Raw genomic sequence first — 25,246 nt, forward strand, 5'->3', positions numbered from 1 at the left:
ATATAAACTCGTTTTTGTTTTGCATTCATCTTATATTTTTATAAGGCTTTCAGCATCTAATAATTTACTGCCTTTGTGGTCCGTTACCGCATAGTTAAAACCTGATTGAATACAAAATGAACCGTACTCCCCCGATTTACTCAAGGCTAAAAATCCTACTTGAAACTGTTTGTAATCCCCAAGTTTATTGGCTATACGCTCAACAGCGGCTTTGCAAGCTTGTGTGGGTGTCATGCCTTGGCGCATCATTTCAACCACTAAATGACAACCAACCGTTTTTATCATTAACTCCCCCATACCCGTAGCTGTTGCAGCGCCAATATCGTTATCAACATACAATCCAGCACCTATTATTGGCGAGTCGCCTACTCGGCCTGACATTTTAAATGCAGCACCACTGGTAGTGCATGCTCCTGATAAATTACCATTATTATCAAGTGCTAACATACCAATTGTGTCGTGATTTTCGATATTGATCACCGGTGCATATTTTGATTCTATTAGCCAATCTTGCCACGCCTTTTTAGCTTTAGCGGTTAACAGGTGTTCTTCAAGAAACCCCTGCGACTTTGCGAACTGCTGTGCACCTTCACCCACTAGCATCACATGTGGGGTTTTATCCATCACTAGACGAGCTACCGAAATTGGGTGTTTAATATTTTGTAAAAAAGCGACTGCACCACAATTTTGGTTTTCATCCATGATACAAGCATCTAAAGTAACTTTACCTTCCCTATCAGGGTAACCGCCATACCCAACTGTCATCACATCTGGATCGGCCTCAGGGATGCGAACTCCAGCTTCGACCGCGTCAATGGCTTTACCATTATCAATCAGTACTTGCCAAGCTGCTTTATTGGCTGCGATCCCGTGCTGCCAAGTTGATACAACAATAGGTTTACGCGGTGTCATACTGGCTACTTTGTTGATGTTTTGCTTATGAGCCATAGTCTTTACTGTAAATGCAGCTGTACCTAGAGCAAATAAAGTGGTTAACGACTGTTTTAAAAAGTGTCTTTTACTATTCATGGCTAAACCCTGCTCTTTAATTAATATTTTATTAGCCGTTGCTCTACTAAAAAGTGCTATAGATGCTATTGATGTATCAGCCAAATAACTTAGTAGCGCTAATGAAAAGGCCAGAGTATGTGCGTCTGGCCTTTACAGTGCTAAAACTATTTTTCTAATCCGAGTAATTCAATATCAGCAATTTGCAATAAGCCATCATTATTCGCATTTTTACTAATGCTCAGACGATAACTTCCAAAAGAGAAACCATTATTAAATTTAAATGAGCGTCTTTGTAAGCGATCCTCCCAGCTTTCACCTATCCATGTGGCCACAACTGTCCAAGTTTGCCCCCCATCATTTGAACCTAATAAGCTAAAGTTTTCAGGATCTCGCTCTGGTGCATCATTAGCACTAGTTATCGCAAGTCCGCCCACTGTTTGTGCATCAATAAAATCCACTTGTATCCATGCTGGATTTTCCTCTGTTGGTGCGCCTTTCCAATCATTGTGATCAAGCCATTTAGTACTATTATCATCATCGAAAGCTTTATCTGCACTCTCAGCATCACCAATACTAAAGCGTGCTGTAAACACAGTAGCGACCAATGCTGTCAAATCTTTAAAGGAATACTCAGGGCCAATCATGCCAACTTCAGCTATTTGCATTAAGCCATCATTATTAGCATTTTTGGATACTGAAAGTCGATAGTGGCTATACGCTAAAGTATTCGCAACTGAAAACATTCTTTTTTCAAGTCGTTCAGCAAAGCTTTCCCCGACCCAAGAGCCTAAGTTTCGCCAAGTTTCACCATCATTTGAGGCTAATAATGCAAACGAATCCGGATCACGCTCAGGAGCATCACTTGCACTGGTAAGAGTTAATGTATTAACGGCTTTAGGCGCCGGCAAAGTAACTTGCACCCAAGCTGGATCATCAGCTGTAGGAGGCCCTTGCCAATCATTATGATCTAGCCATTTGGTATTTACGTCATTATCAAAAGCTTGCGCAGCCCCTTCACTATCGCTGATACTAAACCGTGCGGTGTAGCTCGCTCCCGTCATTTTACTGTGTTCAGAGCCAGGTAATTCAGGACCAATCAAATCAATGTCGGCGATTTGTAATAAACCATCATTATTTTTACTTACTTCTAAACGATAACTGTTAAAAGCGAGTTGATTCTGAAAAGAAAAAGCTCTGCGTTGCGCTCTCGAGTCAAAAGACTCACCAACCCAACTTGCCATTTTCTGCCATGTCGCTCCATCATCATTTGAGGCTAACACTGCAAAGTTTTCAGGATCACGTTCTGGCGCATCATTTGCACTAACTATTACTAATTGATCCACTGCAACTGGATCAGTAAAATCCATTTGGATCCAAGATGGCGTTTCTTCACTTGGCCCTCCTTGCCAATCATTATGATCTAGCCATTTAGTTGTTGGGTCATTATCAAATGCTTTATCGTGATTTTCTGCTTCTCCAATACTATTACTGGCACTGGCTGTCCCTCTATTCACATCTGTGTGATCAATACTCTTAAAAACTGGCCCAACAAACTGAATTTCCGATAGTTGTACTAAACCATCATTATTTTTATTCTTTTTAATATTGAGTCGATAACTCAAGTATTTTTGTCCATTAACAAAGCTAAACTGTTGACGAGAAAGGCGTTCGTCAAATGTCGCGCCAATAATATTTGCAAGCTCTGACCAACTTGCTCCCCCATCATTTGATCCTAGTACAGTAAAGTTTTCAGGATCTCGCTCTGGAGCATCATTCGCACTAGTAATAAAAATACTACTAACGGCCTGAGGCTGAGCAAAATCAACTTGTATCCATGACGGTGATTCTTCGCTCGGTGCACCTAACCAGTCATTATGATCTAACCATTTTGTATCGAGATTATTATCAAATGCTTTTGAAGCACTTTCTGCATCACTTATCGCGTTGCGAGCAGTCAATACTGCGCCAGTTAGGTTTTCAACTGTTGTTATTTCTTGTAGTGGACCTGTTGATAATGCGACCTCAAATAATGGTAGCGATAAATCAACGACACTATCGGCAGTTAATCCAAACTCAGCCGTTAAAGGATGTACACTAATGGCATCATAAATACGTTGGCGAAACACAGTTAGGGCATCATTGTCATCAGCAAGAGCAGCGGTGATATTCTGCTGCGCATTCTCCATAATAGATCTTAAATTCTCAGTCTCACTAAACTGTGCGAAAGACGCATTTAAAAGCGATAATTTAACGGTAGTTTCGTCTGCATATTGTACAGAACAGATTTGCTCTGCATCAGCATTTTCTTCGCAATTTTCTCCAATAATAAAGTTTTCAAGTTTATCTGGGCTTATCACAGCCATGGTAAACACATTCGTATTACCGGTTTGCCATCCGATAGTGCGTAACAACAATGCCGACATTTGTGCTTGTGCCAATGCCATAAGCTCTGGTGTTGATACATTGCGACCTTCAGCAATTTGCTGCTCTACTAACTGTGTAGCTAACGTTGTTAGAGCATTAACTTGTAACTTCGTGTCTTCAATACCGTCAGCAGCATTACCATAAGGCACCTTTAATTGCCCTAAAGTTGAAAATATACTGCCAGCAATGACTGAACTACTAGTTTGCTGAGCAAAGTCTGCATCTCCACAGCGCAAGGCATCACATAACATTGTTGAGCTATCCGTTGTGGTAACACTCAATTTCACTGTGGTATTAATACCAAAACCAGCATCACTGGTTAACTCTAAAAAAAAATGCCCATCTTGATCTGTCGCGTGTGCCGCGCGCATCGTTAAGTTACTGCCATTTAATGCAGAAATCGAAATATCAGCATTTGCTAAAATACCTTTGACCACGGTTCCTGCAATTTCAGCATGTGTAACGTCAGGCGTTACTGAGACATTGTTTGCCTGAGGGTCATTGTTTGAACCACCGCATGCACTAAGTAGGCTTGCTGCGAATAGCGATGTCCCTGCAAGCTTAAATCTATTTAGTCTATTCATAATTTTGCCTTTTAAAATCAGGTGTTGATAACACGCGACTTACCGTATTGATTAATTGTAATTGATTAAACGGTCGCTGCTTTTTACTAGGATCGTTAAACGACTCTATAAAAAATATGCAGATTGATTGTCAACGCATTGATATAATTTATTGATTATTACTAACAGCTAAAACCGATAAGTCAGCCCAGCATAATAACGGCGCCCACTATAACTACTGCTACGAAGCCTCGCTTTACTATCATCACCATAAAATGTTCGTGACTCTTCTTTTGTTAAATTGATCACGGAAGCCGAAATTACTAAATTTTCCATTAAGCTATATGACGCATTTAAATCTACTTGTTGGTAAGGCTCTTGGGATACCGTTAACCCATCAGCTAAGCCTAAGGCCATTTCGCCACGGCGGTTATACGACGCTCGAACACTGTAATTATCCTCTTCAAAATAGGCTGAAAAGTTAAACTGATCATTAGCGCTACCTACTAAGGCAGATTCGCCTACTTTTTCACCATTAACACTAACATCGGCTTGATTCGTATCATTAAGCGTGTAATTTGCATTAATACCGAAACCATTATCAAAAGCATGTTGAGCAAACAACTCTACTCCTCGAGATGTAGCATTTGTACCATTCGCTGTAGTGGTAAAGGGTGTGACTTTGATGTTTCCTGCGGTGACAATTTCAACCCCTGTATAAGGATTTGTAAAGCCATCGAATGGACGTTCAGAGGTAATGATCAACGGTACGATAAAATTATCAACATCCTTATTAAATAATGCAATCCCCACAGCAGAGCCTGTCCCATAGTAATATTCAGCCGATAAGTCGAGTTGTACCGATTCAAATGGCTGTAATGCTTTATTACCTCCAGACCCACTCCAACCTTGATCAACTGGATTTCCTCTAAATTCAAGCCTATCGTCGGCCCATTCTTGAGATATAAAAGTCAGTTGTTCAGGTGCACCTAAATCATTAAAAGGAGCGCGAGACATTGTTTTAGCCGCTGCAGCTCGAATAACCAATGAGTCACTCGCTTCCCATACTAAATTTAAGCTAGGTAAAAAGCGGTCATCTTTAACGGTTCGCAGCGTTGTCGTTTCTACATCAACCAATCGTTCATTGCCAAGAATATCTTCACCTGTTGCATCTTCAATATCATCTAAAAAGTAATTTATTTTATCTGATGACATGATTTGCGTTTCGGTTTCGACATAGCGTACTCCTACGTTACCGCGGAAATCGCCAAACGAAAAATCAGCTTGAAGATAAGCAGCGGTAATTTTTTCTTCAATATCAAAAACAAAATCAGGCTCGCGACGAGTGTATTTTACGTATTCATCAGTAACTGCATCACGATATTGCTGCCAATTTATGGTCGGCATAGTATTGATTTCAAAACCACCTGCAATATTCTGTTCTGACTCACGATTAAGCACATCCTCTAGATTAGGCATACCACCAATCCATTGATAAGCAACTTCGTCAATCGCACCTTGACTAAATGGGTCAAGCTCACCATTAGCAATACGATTAGCACCGTCTTGAGTTATAAAAAAAGTGTTATTCGTTTCTCGGTGTAAGGTGGCTTTACGGTGCTTAACCCCCATTCGCAAAGTGTCTAAAATGCCATAAGCAACATGATAATCTAAATCAAGTTGACCATATTCTTCTTTTAAATCACTGACGATAAAACTAGAACCTGTTGAGCCTGGATCTGGATCACCCGCAATACCTGCCTGTAAATTAGTTAGCAAAGCAGGATCGGCGTATAGAGAAACTCGATCGCCTAAACGCCAACCTGCAAACGCTGCCGCATTCTCGTTATTCCCTGAGTCACTGCGACTGCCTGGCTGACCACTTTTATAGGCTGCATTAAATGATTCTGATGGGCCACCACTGGCTTTAGTACGACCAAATTTACCTTTCAAATCAAAAATGCTACCTGCATATTCAAATGCAAAATCATAGGTATCAGAAGTATCTTTTTCTTCTGTGTAACTGCCAATTATCCACGGGAACTCTAAATTTCCCTCACTCCCACCAGCACCACTAGTGAAGTCCATTCCCGTCACAATAGTGCCCGTGTCATCAAGTTGCACACCCGTTAAATAGTCGGGATTGTATTTCCATTCAGGGATCTGTAGCTGTGATGTGGTACGATCTTGACCTAACTCAAAATGAAAATGATTGAATGTAAGTTCTAAATTATCTGTTGGCCTCCATTGTAGTGTTGCCTGTATACCAACTCGTTCCCTTTTTTCTTCCGTAATACTTACACCTGCAACTTGCGGTGCCCACACTCCATCGTAGGTATTACCGTAAGCATCTTCTAATGCACCAAAGCGCCGTGTACTATCAGTAATTTCATTACCATTAGTATCGGTTGCTGGTAAATCGCTTCCAGTAGCCCAGCGCCAACCACCGCCAGCAGACATATCACCAGTTAAGCTTCGGTTAGTCCGATCTTGTTTTGTATAACCGAGTAAAAAACCAAAATCTTCATCATCATTTTTCCATGAGTACACACCACTAAAATTAGGTTCATACTCTTTAGTAACATCAGCGTAAGTGTATTCAATATTAAAGGCACCTGAGTTTGCATCCATATCTAAAGGGGTGCGGCTGTTTAGAATTACCGTACCGCCTACGCCCCCTTCATCTAAACGAGCTTCAGATGATTTAAATACTTCAACTGATTTCACCATTGTCGAAGGTAGTAAAGAATAGCTAAAAGAGCGAGATGGCGAGCCAGGTGAAGATGCTATAAAGTTACCATTGAGTTGAGTGAGTGTTAAATCTGACGACAAACCACGAATGCTTACATTTTCGCCTTCACCACCACTTCGCGATATCACCACACCAGGAACACGTTGTAGTGAATCAGCTACATTCTTATCGGGAAACTTACCTATATCCTCTGCGGTTATAGCATCCACGATAGAATTAGAAAGACGTTTTATAGCTAAATTCTCAGCCATAGAAGCCCGTATACCACGTACCTCAATCACCTCTAGGTCATTTTCGTTTACTTTTTCAATTTTCTCTTGTTGTGCGTATGCCCAGTTACATGTCGTCATTAGGGCTAATACTAATGCCGTTTTTTTAAACTGTCGTGAAACTCTTATAGATTCTGGACTGTTATTAATGGCCATGCCTATCTCCAGTATTGTGTTGTCATAGTTATCAAAATGAGAATTAGGGATTTTATTAACATAGCGTTAACCCATAACAATGGTTAACATTGTGTTAATGATGATTTAGCATAGAGTTACAGCGGGAAAGGTGATATTAATAATTCGGTTAAGACTAGTAATAAATCAGCGTTCTTATATAAGTTATAATTTTAACAGTAAGGCTATTTAATAAATAAAAGGGATACAATTGTATAAAGGAGGGAGAGATCTTAGATATTATCGTATTGGTAGTTGCTGCTGCATTGTCCTGCAGTCAACTATAACTTATTTTTAACGCCGTTAAGCTACTTAATAAGTTTGAATGAGCACATAATTAAAAAGGGAAAGAGCCATTACGGCCCTCTCTTGTTAAAAGTATATTATTAAGCTAATTTAATTAAAACTTATAGTTTGCACCTAAGTAAAAGCGTCGGCCTGAATATTTATTATAAGTAAAGCGGTTACTTTGTTTCCAATAGCCTTCTTCAAGCTCTTCAGTTAAATTAACAATAGAGGCCGTGATTGAAAGGCTTTCATTAATATTATAACCAGCGTTAACATCTAATTGACCGTATGCTTTGGTATACATATTATAACCTTTATGTATGCCATTAGCCCTGTCGTCCTTCCAGTTATAAGATGCTCGTACACTAAAGTCATCATTTTCAAAGTAAACTGAAAGATTATATTGATGCTTAGCCGTACCCGGTATTTCAGCTTCAGTTATTTGGCCGTCAGTTGATACTTTACTACTGCTGGTTTCTGTATATGTATAGTTTCCAAGTACACCAAAGCCACTTTCAAATGAGTGCTGGAAGAAAAGTTCTACCCCGTCAGAACTTGCATCACCGCCGCCAACTTTGGTGCTCATTTCAACATCAAATGGTCCATTACAACAATCATGTTCGCGCTGTACAATTTCCACACTAGAAATCGGTAAATTAGCAATATCTTTGGTAAATAAAGTGGCTCCTAGCGCCGAACCCTCACCGTAATACCACTCGAGTCCTAGATCAAACTGATCCGATATCATAGGCTCTAAACCAGTATTAGCTGCTGTTCCAAAACCGCTACCTGTCCATGAGTCTGGTGAGTTAATATTAACAGGCGGGCCATAAGATTCTGCTTGGCTCAAATCAGCATAACTTACTCGCGACATGGTACGTGCAGCAGCAAATCGAACCACAATATCAGTACTCGCATCCCATGCTAAGTTAAAGCTAGGTAAAAATTCACTGTTATTACTGCTACGGTTATTAGGTGTAATACTATCGTCATCTTGACCAATTACATCATCGTAAGTAAGAGTTGATAAATCTGTTTTAACGTACCTTACACCTATATTCCCTCTAAAATCTTGCCATTCAAAATTAGACTGCACATAAGCAGACCATATTTTTTCTTCTAACGTATAAGTACCCGCTAAAGTAGGAACTACTGTTTGGGTGAAGTTATCCTGTATATATGCATCTAATGCAGCAAAATCGAAGGCCAAATAATTAAACGCTCCTGTATTACCCGCACTGTTATCAACTACATTATCGCTAACGAGTGACTCAGGATCTGGGTGAAAGTCAGGGTTATGAAACCATTCTGTGCCTGGTAAATAGCCACGATAACCACCGTTATCAGCTATACCATCATCCCATCGGAAGTCATTTCTTGAGCCTTCAATTTGATGATCTCGATATTTAACACCTGTAAAAATAGTGGTGAATATACTGCTGTCTACATCAAACTTAATATCTGTTTGTGCGTAATCTTCAGTGTCTTTATTTTCTGATGAGTAAGAATCAAACCAATCATAGTATTGGTATGCTTTTTTATCCGAGGCAAGATCTGTTGAAATGTCGTAACTGGGTTTGCCACCAACCGTTGACCAATGCCAGCTATTTACTGAGCCTTGTCTGGCATCTATATTGGCGTATGTTTCTTTTGAAGTACCACCCTCGGCTTGGGTGCGACCTACTTTAAAAGATGCTGTAAAAGTGTCGCCATGGTAGATCCCTTCAAAATCAAAGGTATCTGACTTTGATTCACCAATTTTTTCACGACCTGTTAATTGCGGCGACAATAAACCACGGCGTATAGCAACGCCATTATTAACATCGGCATCTCCCCAGTTTTGATCATTGAGCAGGCCATTATCTGCATTGCCGTAACCAATAACAGTATCGCCGTCTAATTCCACACCAAAATATGGATTATGGTTATCATTCCACTCAGCAAAAGTAATTGCCTGTCCTATATCATCGTAGCCCACTTTAGCACCAAAATAATTTAGGTTTAACTCTAAATTTGCACTCGGGGTCCACTGCACTGCTAGCTGATAACCATCACGAGTACGATCTTGAGTTGAGTTGTTAATATACATGCCGCTAGGCGCCCAAACATCATTGTAAACCTCCCCGGTAGCCTGATCCACTATTGCAGGACGATCTGCTTTTTCATCTGTATCGGAATGTAGGCGCCATCCCATTGCATCATTCGAAATCGTTTTTACTGTTCTATCTTGTCGTGTAAATCCAGCAAGAACACCAAATGTTGATTCTTGATTTTTCCATGAATACAGTAAGTTAAGTTGTGGTTCTGTTTTCTCAGTAACATCCGCATAAGTAAATTCGGCACTAACAACGCCTTCATTAGCTTCCATTTCTAACGGTTTTCGCGTGTGTAAAATGACTGTACCACCAATTCCGCCTTCATCTATTCGTGCTTCGGGGCTTTTATAAACCTCAACACTGCTAATCATATTTGCTGGTAATAAAGCATAGTTAAAACTGCGCGATGGCACGCCAGAATCTGACGAGGCAATATAGTTGCCATTTAATTGAGTTAACGTCCAGTCTGATGAGGTACCACGAATACTAACGCGGTTTCCCTCACCGCCACTTCGGTCAATCATTACCCCTGATACACGTTGAAGAGAATCTGCAATGTTTTTATCTGGAAACTTACCCACATCTTCAGCGGTAATAGCATCAACAACAGAATTTGAAGTACGCTTAAGCAATAAGTTTTTAGCTGTACTCGAGTAAATTCCTCTTACTTGGATTACTTCAATTTCTTCATCAGTCGTTTCTGCATACACATTAGAGGTAAGCACGCCTAAAACAGCGCAACTAATTAATGATGCTTTGAATAAAGATGCAGGAGAGCGGTGTGTTCTCTGTTTTTTAAATCCTGAGGCGTTTTTTATTATTTTTCCACTGTTATTATTAACCATTATTATCTCCAGTAGTATTATAAGTGTTGTCAAATAGTGTTCGCCAGCAATTAACGCTTAGGTTATATACTTCCACAGCTTTGCTTTGTACGAGTTAACACTTTGTTAAGCTGCGTTTCAGGATAGGGATACAGTACAAAAAGTGATAATAGTATTTCGGTGAACACTAGTAAAAAATCGGCGTTTACTAATAAATAGATTTTATTAATCTCAACCTGGTTTATAGTATCCATGCTCTGTTTGTTATTTTGAGCGACACCTATTTAAATCATAATACTTTGATTTAAATGTCTTATATTACAATTTTTGATAAGCATTCACTTTTCGATTTATTTGCTAATCGGATTTTTTAAAGAAATGATAGGCTCAACAATGCGTAATAATTTGGAAATCTGCTTAAGCGCAGATGAACTTGATAAGTTAGCTAGTAATATTCACATTGCATTTACCTGTGGTGCAAGCAGAGTAGAACTGTGTAGTGCCATGCATCTTGATGGCCTAACTCCTAGCATTGCAGCGATTAAGGTTGCCCGTGAAAATATGCCACATGACGGTGACTTGTTAGTAATGATAAGACCTATTAGCAATTTATTTGAAGTCGATAGAGCACTGCTATCTACTATGTTAGAACAAATTGAAAGTGCGGCTAAGTTAGGTGCAACAGGAGTTGTATTTGGTGCTATTAGTCACGGTAAACTCGATATTAAAACCACTAGAACACTGGTAAAACATGCACAAAAATATCACCTCAGTGTTACTTTTCATCGCGCATTCGATTGTATTGAAAACTGGCAAGACGCTCTCAATTTATTCATAGAACTTGGTATTAGTCGTGTATTAACTAACGGAACAAAGTGGCTTAGTAACACTAGCGTAATACAAAATATACAACACTTAAAAACGCTAATAAACTTTGCTGACAATCGAATAGAGGTCGTTATTGGTGGTGGAGTTACTTGCAGTAATGCAGCTAAACTGTGGCAAATAGCAACACATAACAATAATCAAGTTTCGCTGCATGTGCACTCTGCTGTATATAAACAAGATGGGTATTTAGATCCTTTAGCAGTGCGCACTCTTGCTGAAATAATAGGAAAAAGAATGAACGATAATACATCTACTGCGCTATTTTTAGGCATTGACGGTGGCGGTACAAAGTGTAAAGTTAGGCTCGAAAATGCCCAAGGTAAACTATTAGCTGAAGCTATAAGTGGGCCTGCAAATATTGCCACTTCTATTGAGGTGGCGCAAAAGTCAATTATTGCAGCAACACATACAGTATTAAGCAAAGCAAACTTACCTACCACCGCAATATCATCCATTGTGGCTTGCGCTGGACTTGCTGGAGCAAATATAAAAAGCGCTATGCTAGTAATGCGCGATTGGCAACATCCATTTGCCGAACTGAGCTTAACCACAGACATAGATATTGCCTGCCAAGGGGCTCATTTTAATGAACCTGGAGCCGTAATTATTTTAGGTACTGGATTTTGTGCAGGAGCTAAAAAATCTAATAAATGCATAGACTTTGGTGGCTATGGCTTACTGTTAAGCGATGGTGCAAGTGGCGGATGGTTAGGATTAAACTTATTTCGCTATGCGTTAGAAGTAACCGATGGTTTGTTACCAATAAGCCCATTAATTAATGCGCTTTTAGCACAAATCAACTGTACCTCTAGTAGCGACATCACTCAAATAGCACTTAAAGCAAAGCCTGCTTACTTTGCCAGTTTTGCTCCTTTAGTGTTTTCTATGCCTGATGATCCCTATGCTAAATCACTTTTACAATATGCCGCTAAATTTATAACCCGCTATGTAGATCACCTAGTGAGTATGGGTTACCCCAGGGTTTCTTTAATCGGTGGTACAGCAGTAAAAATTACGCCTTGGTTAACTGCACAAACACAACAGTACCTTAGCAAAGCTAAATCGACTCCTGAGCAAGGTGCAATTCAATTAGCAAAACACAACCATAAAATACTTTAATCTTCTATTTTATTACGTAATTGAGACGGTATTTCACCGAACAACCGCCTAAATTGCTTACTAAAATAACTCGGCTCCGAAAAACCACATTGATAGGCAATTTGTGAAATAGGTAAGCGTGTTTCAACTAACAGCTTACGTGCATTTTCAAGGCGGATTTCGTTAATAAATTGATTCGGCGTTTTAGCTAAATGTTTTTTAAAACGCCGCTCTAATGCACTTACTGAAAGGTGCGCTAATGTAGCGAGTTCATCAATAGTTATTGTACGATGATAGTATTTTCTGATGTATTCAACGGGCTCTTCAATTACCCTAACATGAGATAATGCTTTAGATGTTTTTTCTAAGTGACGAGTTACGCCATAGGTGCCTAAAATAGTATCATTATCCCCTCTAAGTACCTGTTTAGAAGTAGAAAACCACGCTAATTCACCACTTAGTGTTTGATTAAGTTCAAGTCTGTCGGTAACAACATGGCCCTGCATAACCCGTTTATCATCATTTACATATTGAAAAGCCAAATGCTTTGGGGAAAAGTCAAAATCAGTTTTTAGTAAAATTTGATCAAGTGACTTAAATCCTTGGTGCTCTATAAAATGTTGATTGCAATGTAAAATTCTACTTTGCGTATCTTTAACCCAAAACAAAATATCAGGTAGTAAGTCAAATGCGGCTATTAATTGGTGTATACCCGCTTTAGTTATAATTTTATCTTCATCCATTGTGCTATTTAGCGCCCCTACGCGTATTTATTTATATCTTGCAAACGCCGATTTTGTCTCATTGTTAACCGAATTACTATTATCACTTAACATTTCATTTCCCTATTATAAATAACATGTTTTTAACTTACTTTAGTAATCTTATTTACTAAAAGGAACTTTTCCATGAATAGTAACAAAATACGTATGGGCATGGTGGGCGGCGGCGAAGGTGCTTTTATAGGGGCTGTACATCGTATTGCAGCACGTTTAGATGGATTAATAGAGTTAGTGGCCGGTGCCTTTAGTTCAGACTCAGCACGGAGCATGGCTGCAGGACAAATGCTTGGCTTAGATCCCGCTCGCTGCTACGCAAGTTATCAAGCCATGTTTGAGGCAGAGTCATTATTACCAGCAGATCAACGTATCGATTTTGTCGCTATTGTAACGCCAAACCATTTACATTTTCCTATTGCACAACTCGCTATTCAATATGGTTTTCATATACTTTCCGATAAGCCCGCTACTCTTAATTTAGAACAAGCGTTAGCACTAAAAAAACAGCTAGATAGTAGTCATGTTGTATACGGGCTTACCCACACCTACACAGGTTACCCTATGGTTAAAGAAGCTCGCCATCGTATTGCCAATGGCGAGCTTGGCAATATTCGTAAAATAATTGTTGAATATAACCAAGGTTGGTTAGCCAATAGCAATGACGAAACATCTAAGCAAGCACAATGGCGTTTAGATGCTAGCAAATCAGGTATTAGTTGTTGCATGGGAGATATTGGGGTCCATGCAGCCAACTTAACCGAATATGTAAGTGGCCTAGAAATTACTGAACTATGCGCTGATTTAAATCACGTTGTCCCCGGTAGAACTCTCGATGATGACGGCACTGTATTGCTACGCTTTAACAATCACAGTAAAGGTGTGTTAATTGCCAGCCAAATTGCCTTGGGCGAAGAAAACAACCTTACCCTGCGTATATATGGCGATAAGGCCAGTATTGAATGGTCACAAATGGAGCCTAATAGCTTGTGGTTAAGAAGCCATAACGCTCCAGCTACTTTGTTACGCGCTGGTGTTGGCCCACTTTGTAACGCTGCCACAAATGCATTACGCACTCCAGCAGGCCACCCTGAGGGATACCTTGAAGCGTTCGCTAATATTTATGTAAATTTTGCGAAGCAAGTTCAAGCCAGTAAATCAGGGCTGACAACAGTAAACAGCGAGTTTGATGTACCCGGTATTCATGAAGCAATTCGTGGCATGGCATTTATTGAAAATGCGGTGTCTGCATCAGCACAAGATACCAAATGGCATACTTTTAAAATTGGATAAAATAATAATGAAAGAAATAAAAGGACCGGCGATATTTTTAGCACAATTTATCTCAGATAAACCGCCATTTAATAATTTTAAAGACATTTGCCACTGGGCGAGTAACTTAGGTTATAAGGCAATTCAACTGCCCACTTCAAATTCTGACCTATTTGATTTAGAAAAAGCAGCTCAAAGCCAGCAATACTGCGATGAAGTAACTGGTATTGCAGCAGACGCAGGGCTTACAATTTCAGAGCTGTCGACTCACTTGCAAGGGCAGTTAGTCGCAGTACATCCGGCATACGATGAAATGTTCGATAATTTTGCGCCGCAAGCAGTTAAAGGTAACCCCGCAGCAAGAACCGTATGGGCAAAAGAGCAATTAATGCTAGCAGCCAAAGCAAGCCAAAAGTTGGGATTAAAAACCCATGCAACTTTTTCTGGGGCATTACTTTGGCATACTTTTTATCCTTGGCCGCAACGTCCGCAAGGACTGGTTGAACAAGGGTTTGCAGAATTAGCTAAACGTTGGCTGCCTATACTAGATTGCTTTGACGAAATGGGTGTGGACGTGTGCTTTGAACTTCACCCTGGTGAAGATTTACATGACGGTATTTCGTTTGAACGCTTTTTAGCGGCAACCAATAATCATCCGCGCGTAAATATTCTTTATGATCCTAGTCATTTTGTACTTCAACAACTTGATTACCTTGCATTTATAGACATTTACCATGAACGGATAAAAGCATTTCATGTTAAAGATGCCGAATTTACTCCTAACGGTCGCTCTGGTGTATATGGCGGCTATCAAAACTGGCAAGACCGCCCAGGAAGGTTTCGCTCTTTAGGTGATGGGCAAATTGACTTTAAAAGTATTTTTAGCAAATTAACTCAGTACGGCTTTGATGGCTGGGCTGTTTTAGAGTGGGAATGTTGTATTAAACATCCCGAGAATGGCGCAAAAGAAGGGGCTGAATTTATTAAACACCATCTGATCCGCCCAACTGATAAGGCATTCGACGATTTTAGTCGAGCTGAAACAGATAGCCAACGTAACAATCGCATTTTAGGTATTAAATAGGATATCGCTAATGAATGATAATAATAACAACCGCCTAGTATTTAGGCTCTGCTGTATTGCATTAATTGTTACCTCAATGACATTTGCGATCCGCGCCGGAATATTAGGCCAACTAGGTGAACAGTTTGGTCTTACTAGCACTCAGCTAGGGTGGGTTAACGCCATGGCCTTTTTAGGTTTCCCGGTTGCCACCATGGTCGGCGGCTTTATATATAATGCTATTGGAGCTAAACGACTTGTAGCACTGGCTTTTGTTTGTCACTTTGCTGGGCTCATTTTAACCATTACCGCAGACGGATTTTGGGGATTGTTAGTCTCTACCTTTTTAATTGGTTTTGCTAATGGCTCTGTTGAAGCTGGCTGTAACCCACTAATTGCTCAAATGTTTCCAAAAAATACCACCACTATGCTCAATCGTTTCCACGTTTGGTTTCCAGGTGGCATCGTAATTGGAGCTTTGGCTTCAAGCGCTATGACTGCTGTAGGATTAAACTGGCAATGGCAAGTGGCATTAATTCTTATTCCAACCATTATATATGGTGTGATGATACTCAAATCACAGTTTCCACAGTTTGATATGCAAGTAAACTCAACCAGCAAAAACCTAAAAAATCTACTATCACCTGTGTATTTATTCCTGATTGTTTGTATGACAGTGACTGCCATTACCGAGTTTGGCACACAACAATGGATAGAAAAGATTTTAGGCTCTTCGGGTGCTTCACCTATGGTGATTTTAGCGCTTATAACTGGCCTTATGGCTACAGGCAGATTTTTTGCAGGCCCAATTGTTCATCGTTTTAGCCCAACTGGGGTACTGCTTGGATCAGCAATCTTTGCCACCGCAGGAATATTTTTAATGAGCCAAGTGCAAGGTAACGCTATTTACTTTGCAGCAGCAATGTTTGCCGTTGGCGTCACTTACTTTTGGCCCACCATGCTTGGCTGCGTTGCAGAATTCGCCCCTAAAACAGGCGCTTTGGGTATGTCATTAATGGGCGGTGCCGGCATGTTTGCAGTTAGCATGTGGAACCCGGTAATCGGTCATTGGATTGATGCCGCAAGTAAAGAAGCCGAAGCGGCAAACTTAACGGTGCAGCAAACTCAAGTATTAGCAGGGCAAACAGTGTTAGGAAACCTGCTTATTTTCCCTATTATATTAATTGTGGTTTTTGCTGGGTTTCATCTGGTTATGAATAAAAATAAAACGCTAAAAAACGCGTCTAGCAATCATTAAAAATAAATAAACGAGGTTACATTATGCTTAAATCATTCAAAATGTTGTCACTTGCACTGGCTTTTAGTAGCTGTGCTTTTGCCCATACACCAGATAACCAACTAACCATAGAAGAGCAAAAAGCCGGCTGGCAATCACTTTTTAATGGTAAAGATATGTCTATGTGGCGTAACTTTAAAAGTGACACGGTTAACTCAGCATGGAAAATTGAAGATAACGCCATGACCCTAACGCAAGGTGGCGGCGATATTCTCACTAAAAAAATGTACCGCGACTACGAATTACAAATGGATTGGAAGATCTCTACAAAAGGCAACAGCGGTATTTTTGTATTAGCCGACGAAACTGGCAGTATGATCTATTCCCATGCGCCAGAAATTCAAATTTTAGATAATGTAGAACACTCAGATAATAAAATAGATTCTCATTTATCTGGCTCTATTTACGATCTTTTTGCAGCACCAAAAGCAGCTCATAAACTTGCAAATAACTGGAACCATGTACGTATTCGCATGCAGGATATGCACTTACAGGTATGGCAAAACGGTATCAGTACTACCAGTATTGTAATTGGCAGTACTACCTGGAACACCTTAGTGGCCAATAGTAAATTTGCTACGTGGGAAAACTTTGCAACGGCTGAGCAAGGGCATATTGGTCTGCAAGATCATGGTGATAAAGTTTGGTTTAAAAATATAAAAATTAAGGAGCTATAACTATGTCTAAATTCGATCATAAAGTACTGGTTGTTGGTTCGGGTGCTGGCGGTGCAATGGCCGCTTATACATTAACTAAACTAGGCCATAAAGTTTTATTATTAGAAGCTGGTAGAGACTACGATCCGAAAACGGAAAGCCCAATGTTTCGCCGCAATAGCGAAGCCCCTCTAATGGGAGCAGGCACTAAAGATAAAAGCTTTGGTTTTTACGATGCTACCGTAGATGGTGGTTGGCAAGTACCAGACGAGCCCTACACAAATGCCAAAGGTACCGATTTTTATTGGTGGCGAGCACGTATGCTCGGTGGGCGAACCAATCACTGGGGACGCTATTCGTTGCGCTTTAGTGAACACGACTTTAAAGGTAAGAGTCAAGACGGCCAAGGCGCCGATTGGCCGTTTGTGTATGAAGATATTGCACCTTGGTATGACAAAACTGAAGAACTCGTTGGTATTTGTGGAACTAATACAGGTTTAGACGATATGCCTCCTTCTGCACCCGGTGTTTTACAGCCGCCACCAACACCCAGAGTGCCGGAGTTACTAATTGCAGCCAGTGCTAAAAAATTAGGTATTGCTGCAGTCCCTATGCACAGAGCCGTACTTACACGTAATAAAGATGATCGCATGGCGTGTTTTTATGCGACACCTTGTGGTAGCGGCTGCTCTATTGGTGCTGCTTTTCAAACCACAACTTCCCTACTACCTATGGCAATGGCGACCGGTAATTTAAAAATTGTTACCGACGCTATGGTTAAATCTGTCGCGGTAAATGACGCTGGTAAAGTAACGGGTGTGACCTATGTTGAGAAAAAATCTGTAACTGAGCATACTCTCTCAGCTGATGTGGTAATTCTTGCTGCCAGTGCATGTGAATCAGCGCGTATTTTGCTGAACTCTAAAACAGCCAAGCACCCTAAAGGTTTAGCTAACTCGAGCGATCAGGTAGGCCGTAACTTGATGGACTCTACTGGTGCTTGGTTAGGCGCGCAAATTCCTGCTTTAAAAGGACGCCCGCGTTATAACGAAGATGGCCATACTGGCAACCACTTGTTTATTCCTTGGTGGGGACACAAAGCACATGCCAAAGGTGAGCTTGACTTTCCACGTGGCTACCACTTTGAAATAAGTAGCGGCTTTAATCAGCCAGGTTCAGGTGTGTCGGGTGATAAACAAGGCTATGGGCCTGCCCTTAAGCAACAAGTTCGTGATGCATATGGCTCTTATGTTGGCTTTGCGCTGCGTGGCGAGATGCTCCCAAACAAAGACACTTACATGGAAATTGACGAAACCGTTAAAGATAAATGGGGGATCCCCGTTTCTAAATTCCATTTTAGATGGTCAGACCGAGAGCTTAAGCAAATTGAACACGGCTTAAAAACAGCAAAACAAATTTTAGAAAATATGGGAGCTAAGGTCGGTAAATTACCGTCTGCAGAAAAAGCAATTTCTAAAGGTGGTGAAATTATTCATGAAGTAGGTACTACCAGAATGGGTAGCTCGCCAAAAGAGTCTGTTACTAATCAATGGGGTCAGACCTGGGAATGCGAAAACCTATTTATTATGGATGCCGGTGTATTTGCATCAAATCCACATAAAAATTGTACTTTAACAATAATGACACTCGCAATGCGTAACTCAACGTGGCTTGCAAAACAAATTGAAAAAGGGGTGCTATAACATGGATACACAAGATCGCATCAACTCTAACAAATACGCTTCAGGAATGTCACGTCGTGAATCATTAAAATGGCTTGGGCTACTCGCCGCAGGATCGGCCGTGTCACTAAGTGCTGGTTGCACTAAAGCACTCGATGGTTCTATGAGCAAAGCTGGCCATTGGCCTGATATAGACATAGCCCCAGTAGCAGGTAAAGGTTATGGTACAGATCCAAATATGGTGCTCCCACCAGAATCGCCTTGGCCGCTCACCTTAACGAATGCCCAGCTGACACTCGTCGCTGTACTTGCAGATTACATAGTACCGCAAGAGGGTAATAATCCAAGTGCTTCACAAGTACAGGTACCAAGTGTAATTAATGAATGGGTAAGCGCACCTTATAACGGCCAGCAAAAAGATAGAGTCGCTATCCTGCATGGATTAGCGTGGATTGACGATGAGGCAGCACTTCGTTTTAAAACTAATTTTGTGCAATTAAATAGTGAGCAACAAACCGCTATATTAAATGATATTGCCTATGTTAGTGAAGATATACCCGCTCAGTTTCAACGTATAAGTGATGCTTTTTTACGCTTTAAAAACTTGGTGCTAGGTGCTTACTTTTGCACGCCACAAGGCTGTAAAGATATCGGTTACTTAGGTAATGTACCTATTGCTGGTGATTACCCTGGCCCTAGCGATGAAGCCAAAGCACATTTAGAACATGTGTTAGCAGAACTAGGCTTAAGCGAATACGCTTATAAAGACTGATTTAAATTAATGCTATTAATCTAACGATGGCTACATAAAAGAAACGAAAGCAAAGAGCAAACAACCTCTTTGCTTATTTAATAGGTATTTTGTGATGTTTAATACAAAATTTTGGCAACTAAAAACGTTGCTGTTTATTGGTGTTGTAACGCTAAGCTGCAGTGCGTTGCAAGTGAGTGCTAAAACAGCAAAAGCACTCCCGCCTGTAAGTGTACAGCTTTGGTCGGTTAAAGATGCATTAAAAGCAGACTTTGAAGGTACATTACAATCTCTCTCAGATATGGGTTTTCAAGGTGTAGAGTTTGCCGGTGATTTTGGTAGTTACCGCAATGATCCGAGCAAGCTAAAACGCAAACTCAGTGATTTAAATTTAGTTGCTAGCAGTGCGCATATTGGCTTTGAAGTACTAACGAATGAGAGCATTTCAGACACCCTTCTATTTTATAAAACCTTAGGCGTATCGTTATTATTTGTACCATGGGATGAACGCGCATGGCACCCTACTGGTGTAATTGCTTTAACCAAGCAACTAATTGCAGTAAATAATATAGCCCAACGTTACGATATGCAGATTGGCTTTCATAATCATGATCAAGAGTTTAACCATTATAAAGGCGCTACTTATTGGGATTACATTGCGACCCAAACACCGGCTAATATGCCACTGCAACTCGATATTGGTTGGGTTAATTATGCAGGGAAGAACCCACTCACTTACGTGAAAAATTATCCGCAACGTACAATATCAACCCATTTAAAAATTCGTACCCATAAAAATGATGGTCTAAGTCCTATTATTGGTGAAAATAGTTATTCTTGGCAGTCACTGATAAAGTCATTAATTCAGCACGGCGGTACTCAATGGCTGGTATTAGAGCAAGAAGAATACCCGCATGGTTTAACGCCAATGCAAAGTGTTGCTAAATCTAAAGCTAACCTTGATATGATTTTACAGGAAATGGCATTATAACCGCGCTAGAAAAGGAAAATATTGTGACCCACAAGCCAATGTAAAAAGGTACTTTATTGGGTCACAATACTTTTTTAGTTATGCTATTTAATCATTTTACTGAGTATTTAAAGCGCTTATTCTGCATCACCAAAGAACAATTTAGTGATCAGTTTATTATCAATGGTTTCACCCTTTAGCGTTCTCACTAACAGCTCACTACCGAGTAGTTGCAATGAAAATACTACGTCAGGTTTTACGCGCTTAATTTGCGGAATATGTTTACTTGAATTAACCAAAGCAATTGTTTTGGTGTCCTCGCCAGCAACTTCTTTAGCCGCTAAAATACTAAACGCATTTTCAGCATCATCATTGCGTAACGCTAAAATATAATTTGCCTTTTTAGCGCCCGCTTCGATTAAGATATCGGCTGAGCTTGAGTCGCCATAAACAATGTCTGCATCTACCGGATATTCGTGTTCAGACCCTGTTGGGCACACTAAAGTAACTGCATCGCCACGCTCTACCAAACCGGCATAAACACTGTGTGCGGTGGGTGAAATACCTAAAATAATAAAATGATTTTTTCTCATTACGTTCGAAATCCTACCTTTAACAATTTTTTTAAGATTACCACCAATCACAGGGCCTATAATAGCACTGATCGAAGTAGCAAAAACGGTAATACCCATAACAATAATTGATGCGGTAAATAATCGCGCTGTAGACGTTACAGGGTAAAGATCGCCATAGCCTACCGTCGACATGCTCACAATAGAAAAGTAAAATGCAGTGGGTAAATCGGTAATAGGGGTACTAAACTCGCTGCCTAAATACAAAGTGCCAAACACAGCATAAAGCATTAATGCGCCTGTACTGGTTAGAGCAAACAAACTACCAGCGGTAATACTAGAGCCATCAAAGCTTTTCCAGTATACGAGTAATAACATGCTCACAACCATAGTGTAAGACAATAATATTAGCCCAGAGCTTGACGATGAAATACTAATAACCGCGACCACTATTAATAGTATCAGTGAAAAAGCCCACGCTAAACGTGCTTTTAAAGCTAAGCCAACCGACATTATTATTAAGCCTGCACCTAAAATAAAGCGCGGTAGTTCTGTTATTCCTATTTTATCAATTAAATTTAACCAATCGAGCGACCAGTTTAATACACCCGGTAGCATTTCGAGCATACGTGCAACAACAGGTTTAATTAGCCAGTAACCATTAAAAGCAACCAAAATAGCTAATATCCAAGCTGGTTTACATAGTTCTAATAGTTTACGTTTTATTGTTTCAACTTTCATAAAAAGCACTTTAATAACAGTGGTATATAAAAAACACCACTAAATGAATAGCAAATAAATTAATAAAGCTATTATAACTGCCTCCCAATAATAGGTGCACTTATAATAGCTTAGTATTTATACCTGTTAGCTCAATACACTATTAAGTAAGTTATCTATGTAAGCTAACCTTAGAGACTTAAATACGATCAAACATCCCATTCTTTTAGCGTATCTTTTACAAAAGAATAGCGCCAAGAACTAAGCAAATCTGGTTTAATATGCTGCCCTTTTTGTGCTGCAGATAATTTCCAATTCCAACTAATTAGTTGATTAACCTGCTTTTTAGAAGCCATTACATCCTCTGGAATATTATGTTCTTTGGCAACTTTATTAATTTTTTGTTTTATCTCTTTCGCTACTTTTTTGTAACTAGGAAAGTCTATTAAACGCTTTAAAATTGCTGGGTGTTGCTCCTCAGGTAATGCTTTTGCTTGTTCAATACACTTTAGTATTTCGACTCCCGAGCGGTTCACTTCTATCGCCTCAACGCCCGGAATTTGCCTTAATGCATTTAAACTTGCAGGGCCTCGTTTAGCAATTTCTGTCATATTATGTTCTTTTAATACAAAGTTAAGTGCTAAATTTTTACGAATTGCTTTATTTCGACGCCAAACAGCCAGCTCTCTTAATATTGCAAGTTCATGTGGCCTTAGTTGCCACGCATTTTTAATGTCTTTATAGAGCAGTTCATCTGGGGTTTGAAATTCACGCTTATTAGCCACTAACTCACTTTCGCTAATAACAATATTAAATAAATCGGCGGCTTTTACACTGTCAATAATAAGATTAAAACAGGGTAATAAATGATAGGCATCGGCAGCAGCGTACTCTAATTGTTTATTTGTTAATGGCCGTTGCAACCAATTTGTACGTGATTCACTTTTATCTATTTCAATATCCAGTAAGGTTTTTACCATAAGGGCAAAGCCCATGCAGTTTCCTTCGCCTAAAATTTGCAGTGCAAATTGAGTATCGAATAACGGCGTAGGAACAAACCCAGCGTACTTTTGAAAAACTTCTATGTCTTCTGAAGGAGAGTGAAATACTTTTAAAACAGCAGGATCTTTTAAAATTTGCCAAAAATCGAATAATGACAGTTCTGCCAGTGGATCTATAAGTGCTAAATGCTCGCCATCATAAACTTGAATAAGTGCAACTTCTGGGTACAAAGTACGGCGACGCATAAACTCTGTGTCTATGGCTAAAACGGGCTTGTTTTTAATTTGCTCAACAAAAGTATTAAGCTGATTTTGGGTTTCAATTAATTGGTAGTGCACTTAGTCTCCTACAATAAAAAAGCCGACATATGTCGGCTTTTTTAATGGTTGCTAATCTTTCAAGGCTCTTCTGAGTATTTTACCTACGTTAGTTTTAGGTAACTCATCCCTAAACTCAACAAGCTTAGGCACCTTATAATTAGTTAAATTATCACGACAGTGTTTTATTATATCTTTTTCAGTTAAAGAAGGGTCTTTTTTTACAACAAAAACTTTAACTTGTTCACCACTCGTATCGTGAGGGATACCAATAGCTGCTACTTCAAGCACCCCGTCGTGCATGGCAACAACTTCTTCAATTTCGTTAGGGAATACATTAAAGCCCGAGACAATAATCATATCTTTTTTACGATCGACTATATAAAAGAAACCTTCGTCGTCATAAGTTGCTATGTCACCGGTAGCAAACCAGCCATCTTGTAAGCTCTCAGCGGTTGCATCTGGGCGTTTGTAGTAACCAAGCATAACTTGCGGGCCTTTAACCCAAAGCTCTCCTGGTTCACCTTTTGCTGCTTCTTGGCCATTATCAAGAATTAATTTGATTTCGGTACTTGGAGCCGGTAAACCAATTGAGCCATTATATGCCGTTAAGTCATAAGGACTAACGGTAACTAAAGGAGAACACTCGGTTAAACCATACCCTTCCATTAATTTAGATTTTGTAACTGTTTGCCATTTTTCAGCAACTGGGCGTTGTACAGCCATACCGCCGCCTAATGACATTTTTAAGTGACTAAAATCAAGTTCGGCAAATCCTGGCGTGTTTAACAAACCATTAAATAAAGTATTTACACCCGTAATAGCAGTAAATTTAGCTTTACTTAATTCTTTAATAAAACCAGGCATGTCGCGTGGGTTAGTTATAAGTACATTTAATCCGCCGTACTTCATAAATGTTAAGCAGTTAGCCGTTAATGCAAAAATATGGTAAAGCGGTAACGCAGTTATTACCACTTCTTTACCGCGCTCAAGCACTGGGTCTAAACATCCTGAAACTTGCTCAAGATTACCTACCATATTACCGTGGCTTAACATTGCGCCTTTAGATACACCCGTTGTTCCGCCGGTATATTGTAAAAAAGCTAAATCACTTAAGTTAACCTCTGGGCGTACATAGGCATTTTCGTCGGCTTTAAGTAAGTCGCAAAAATTAATGGTATTTGGCAAAGTGTAGCTTGGCACCATCTTTTTAATGTACTTAACAACAAAGTTTACAACATGCTTTTTAATGCCACCCATCATGTCACCTACTTGGGTAACAACAATATGTTTAACATCGGTATGGGGTAATGCCTTTTCGAGTGTATCGGCAAAATTAGCCAATATAAAAATTGCTGAAGTATCAGAATCTTTAAGTTGGTGCTCAAGTTCACGCACTGTGTAGAGTGGGTTTACATTAACAACAACACAGCCTGCACGTAAAATACCTAAAATAGCAATGGGCGTTTGTAACAAATTAGGCATCATAACTGCCACTTTGTCACATTTTTTAAGGCCTAAATCATTTTGAATATAAGACGCAACTTTTTTAGTTGCAGTATCAATTTCATCATAAGACAAGGTTTTACCCATATTTGTAAATGCGGGTAAATCTTTGTAGTCGGTAAAACTTTTTTCAAACACTTCGAGTAATGAGGCATAGTGCTCAGGATCGATAGTTTCAGGCATACCTTCTGGGTAGCGCTTAAGCCAAATTTTTTCCACTCTTAGCCCCTGTTTATAGTTATATTTTTATTAACCTTAATCTAAGTAAGGCACTT

Annotated in this window: 16 protein-coding genes; 8 read left to right on the forward strand and 8 right to left on the reverse strand. The window is 39.8% G+C overall.

Annotation, left to right across the window (positions count from 1 at the left end):
* Positions 1–30: 30 nt before the first annotated feature.
* From I6F41_RS00595 to I6F41_RS00610, 4 genes are all read right to left on the reverse strand, one after another.
* Positions 31–1,029 carry an isoaspartyl peptidase/L-asparaginase family protein gene (locus I6F41_RS00595; RefSeq protein ID WP_197107486.1) on the reverse strand — a complete coding sequence of 333 codons (999 nt, stop codon included), beginning with the start codon at positions 1,027–1,029 and terminating at the stop codon, positions 31–33.
* Between the two features lie 146 nt (positions 1,030–1,175).
* A complete protein-coding gene (locus I6F41_RS00600; protein WP_182683578.1) occupies positions 1,176–4,019 on the reverse strand; it encodes a discoidin domain-containing protein in 2,844 nt (947 codons plus the stop codon).
* Between the two features lie 168 nt (positions 4,020–4,187).
* Entirely contained in the window at positions 4,188–7,175 is a 2,988-nt protein-coding gene (locus I6F41_RS00605) for a TonB-dependent receptor (protein ID WP_182683579.1), read from the reverse strand.
* A gap of 418 nt (positions 7,176–7,593) precedes the next feature.
* Entirely contained in the window at positions 7,594–10,422 is a 2,829-nt protein-coding gene (locus I6F41_RS00610; protein WP_182683580.1) for a TonB-dependent receptor, read from the reverse strand.
* A gap of 372 nt (positions 10,423–10,794) precedes the next feature.
* On the opposite strand from I6F41_RS00610, the gene I6F41_RS00615 reads away from it, so the two are divergent.
* Positions 10,795–12,408, forward strand: coding sequence for a copper homeostasis protein CutC (locus tag I6F41_RS00615; protein WP_197107487.1), 1,614 nt, complete (start codon positions 10,795–10,797; stop codon positions 12,406–12,408).
* Here I6F41_RS00615 and I6F41_RS00620 read toward each other — a convergent pair.
* Positions 12,405–13,130, reverse strand: coding sequence for an AraC family transcriptional regulator (locus I6F41_RS00620; RefSeq protein WP_058375097.1), 726 nt, complete (start codon positions 13,128–13,130; stop codon positions 12,405–12,407). The genes I6F41_RS00615 and I6F41_RS00620 overlap by 4 nt on opposite strands.
* Before the next feature lie 165 nt (positions 13,131–13,295).
* Here I6F41_RS00620 and I6F41_RS00625 point away from each other — a divergent pair, with 165 nt between their 5' ends.
* The 7 genes from I6F41_RS00625 to I6F41_RS00655 all read left to right on the forward strand — a co-directional run bounded on the left by I6F41_RS00625 (position 13,296) and on the right by I6F41_RS00655 (position 20,875).
* Complete coding sequence (locus tag I6F41_RS00625) at positions 13,296–14,456, forward strand: Gfo/Idh/MocA family protein (protein WP_182683583.1); 1,161 nt, start codon at positions 13,296–13,298, stop codon at positions 14,454–14,456.
* Between the two features lie 7 nt (positions 14,457–14,463).
* A complete protein-coding gene (locus I6F41_RS00630; protein ID WP_182683584.1) occupies positions 14,464–15,519 on the forward strand; it encodes a sugar phosphate isomerase/epimerase family protein in 1,056 nt (351 codons plus the stop codon).
* A gap of 10 nt (positions 15,520–15,529) precedes the next feature.
* The gene (locus I6F41_RS00635; protein WP_182683585.1) at positions 15,530–16,756 is read left to right on the forward strand and encodes an MFS transporter; all 1,227 of its coding nucleotides are present in this window, start codon (positions 15,530–15,532) and stop codon (positions 16,754–16,756) included.
* Between the two features lie 23 nt (positions 16,757–16,779).
* Positions 16,780–17,472 (forward strand): 3-keto-disaccharide hydrolase, encoded by a 693-nt coding sequence (locus tag I6F41_RS00640; RefSeq protein WP_182683586.1) that lies wholly within the window; start codon positions 16,780–16,782, stop codon positions 17,470–17,472.
* Positions 17,473–17,474: 2 nt separating this feature from the next.
* Positions 17,475–19,154 carry a GMC family oxidoreductase gene (locus tag I6F41_RS00645; protein ID WP_058375092.1) on the forward strand — a complete coding sequence of 560 codons (1,680 nt, stop codon included), beginning with the start codon at positions 17,475–17,477 and terminating at the stop codon, positions 19,152–19,154.
* 1 nt (position 19,155) lies between these two features.
* Complete coding sequence (locus I6F41_RS00650; RefSeq protein WP_182683587.1) at positions 19,156–19,905, forward strand: gluconate 2-dehydrogenase subunit 3 family protein; 750 nt, start codon at positions 19,156–19,158, stop codon at positions 19,903–19,905.
* Positions 19,906–19,999: 94 nt separating this feature from the next.
* Positions 20,000–20,875, forward strand: coding sequence for a sugar phosphate isomerase/epimerase family protein (locus I6F41_RS00655; protein WP_182683588.1), 876 nt, complete (start codon positions 20,000–20,002; stop codon positions 20,873–20,875).
* A 116-nt stretch (positions 20,876–20,991) separates the two neighbouring features.
* On the opposite strand, the gene kch is transcribed toward I6F41_RS00655, so the two are convergent.
* From kch to fadD, 3 genes are all read right to left on the reverse strand, one after another.
* Positions 20,992–22,167, reverse strand: coding sequence for a voltage-gated potassium channel protein (kch, locus tag I6F41_RS00660; RefSeq protein ID WP_011330128.1), 1,176 nt, complete (start codon positions 22,165–22,167; stop codon positions 20,992–20,994).
* 188 nt (positions 22,168–22,355) lie between these two features.
* Entirely contained in the window at positions 22,356–23,486 is a 1,131-nt protein-coding gene (rnd, locus tag I6F41_RS00665; protein WP_197107488.1) for a ribonuclease D, read from the reverse strand.
* A 51-nt stretch (positions 23,487–23,537) separates the two neighbouring features.
* The gene (fadD, locus tag I6F41_RS00670) at positions 23,538–25,190 is read right to left on the reverse strand and encodes a long-chain-fatty-acid--CoA ligase FadD (RefSeq protein WP_041454942.1); all 1,653 of its coding nucleotides are present in this window, start codon (positions 25,188–25,190) and stop codon (positions 23,538–23,540) included.
* Positions 25,191–25,246: the final 56 nt, after the last annotated feature.

The sequence above is a fragment of the Pseudoalteromonas sp. SCQQ13 genome (assembly GCF_015864415.1).
Taxonomy (GTDB): Bacteria; Pseudomonadota; Gammaproteobacteria; order Enterobacterales; family Alteromonadaceae; genus Pseudoalteromonas; species Pseudoalteromonas nigrifaciens.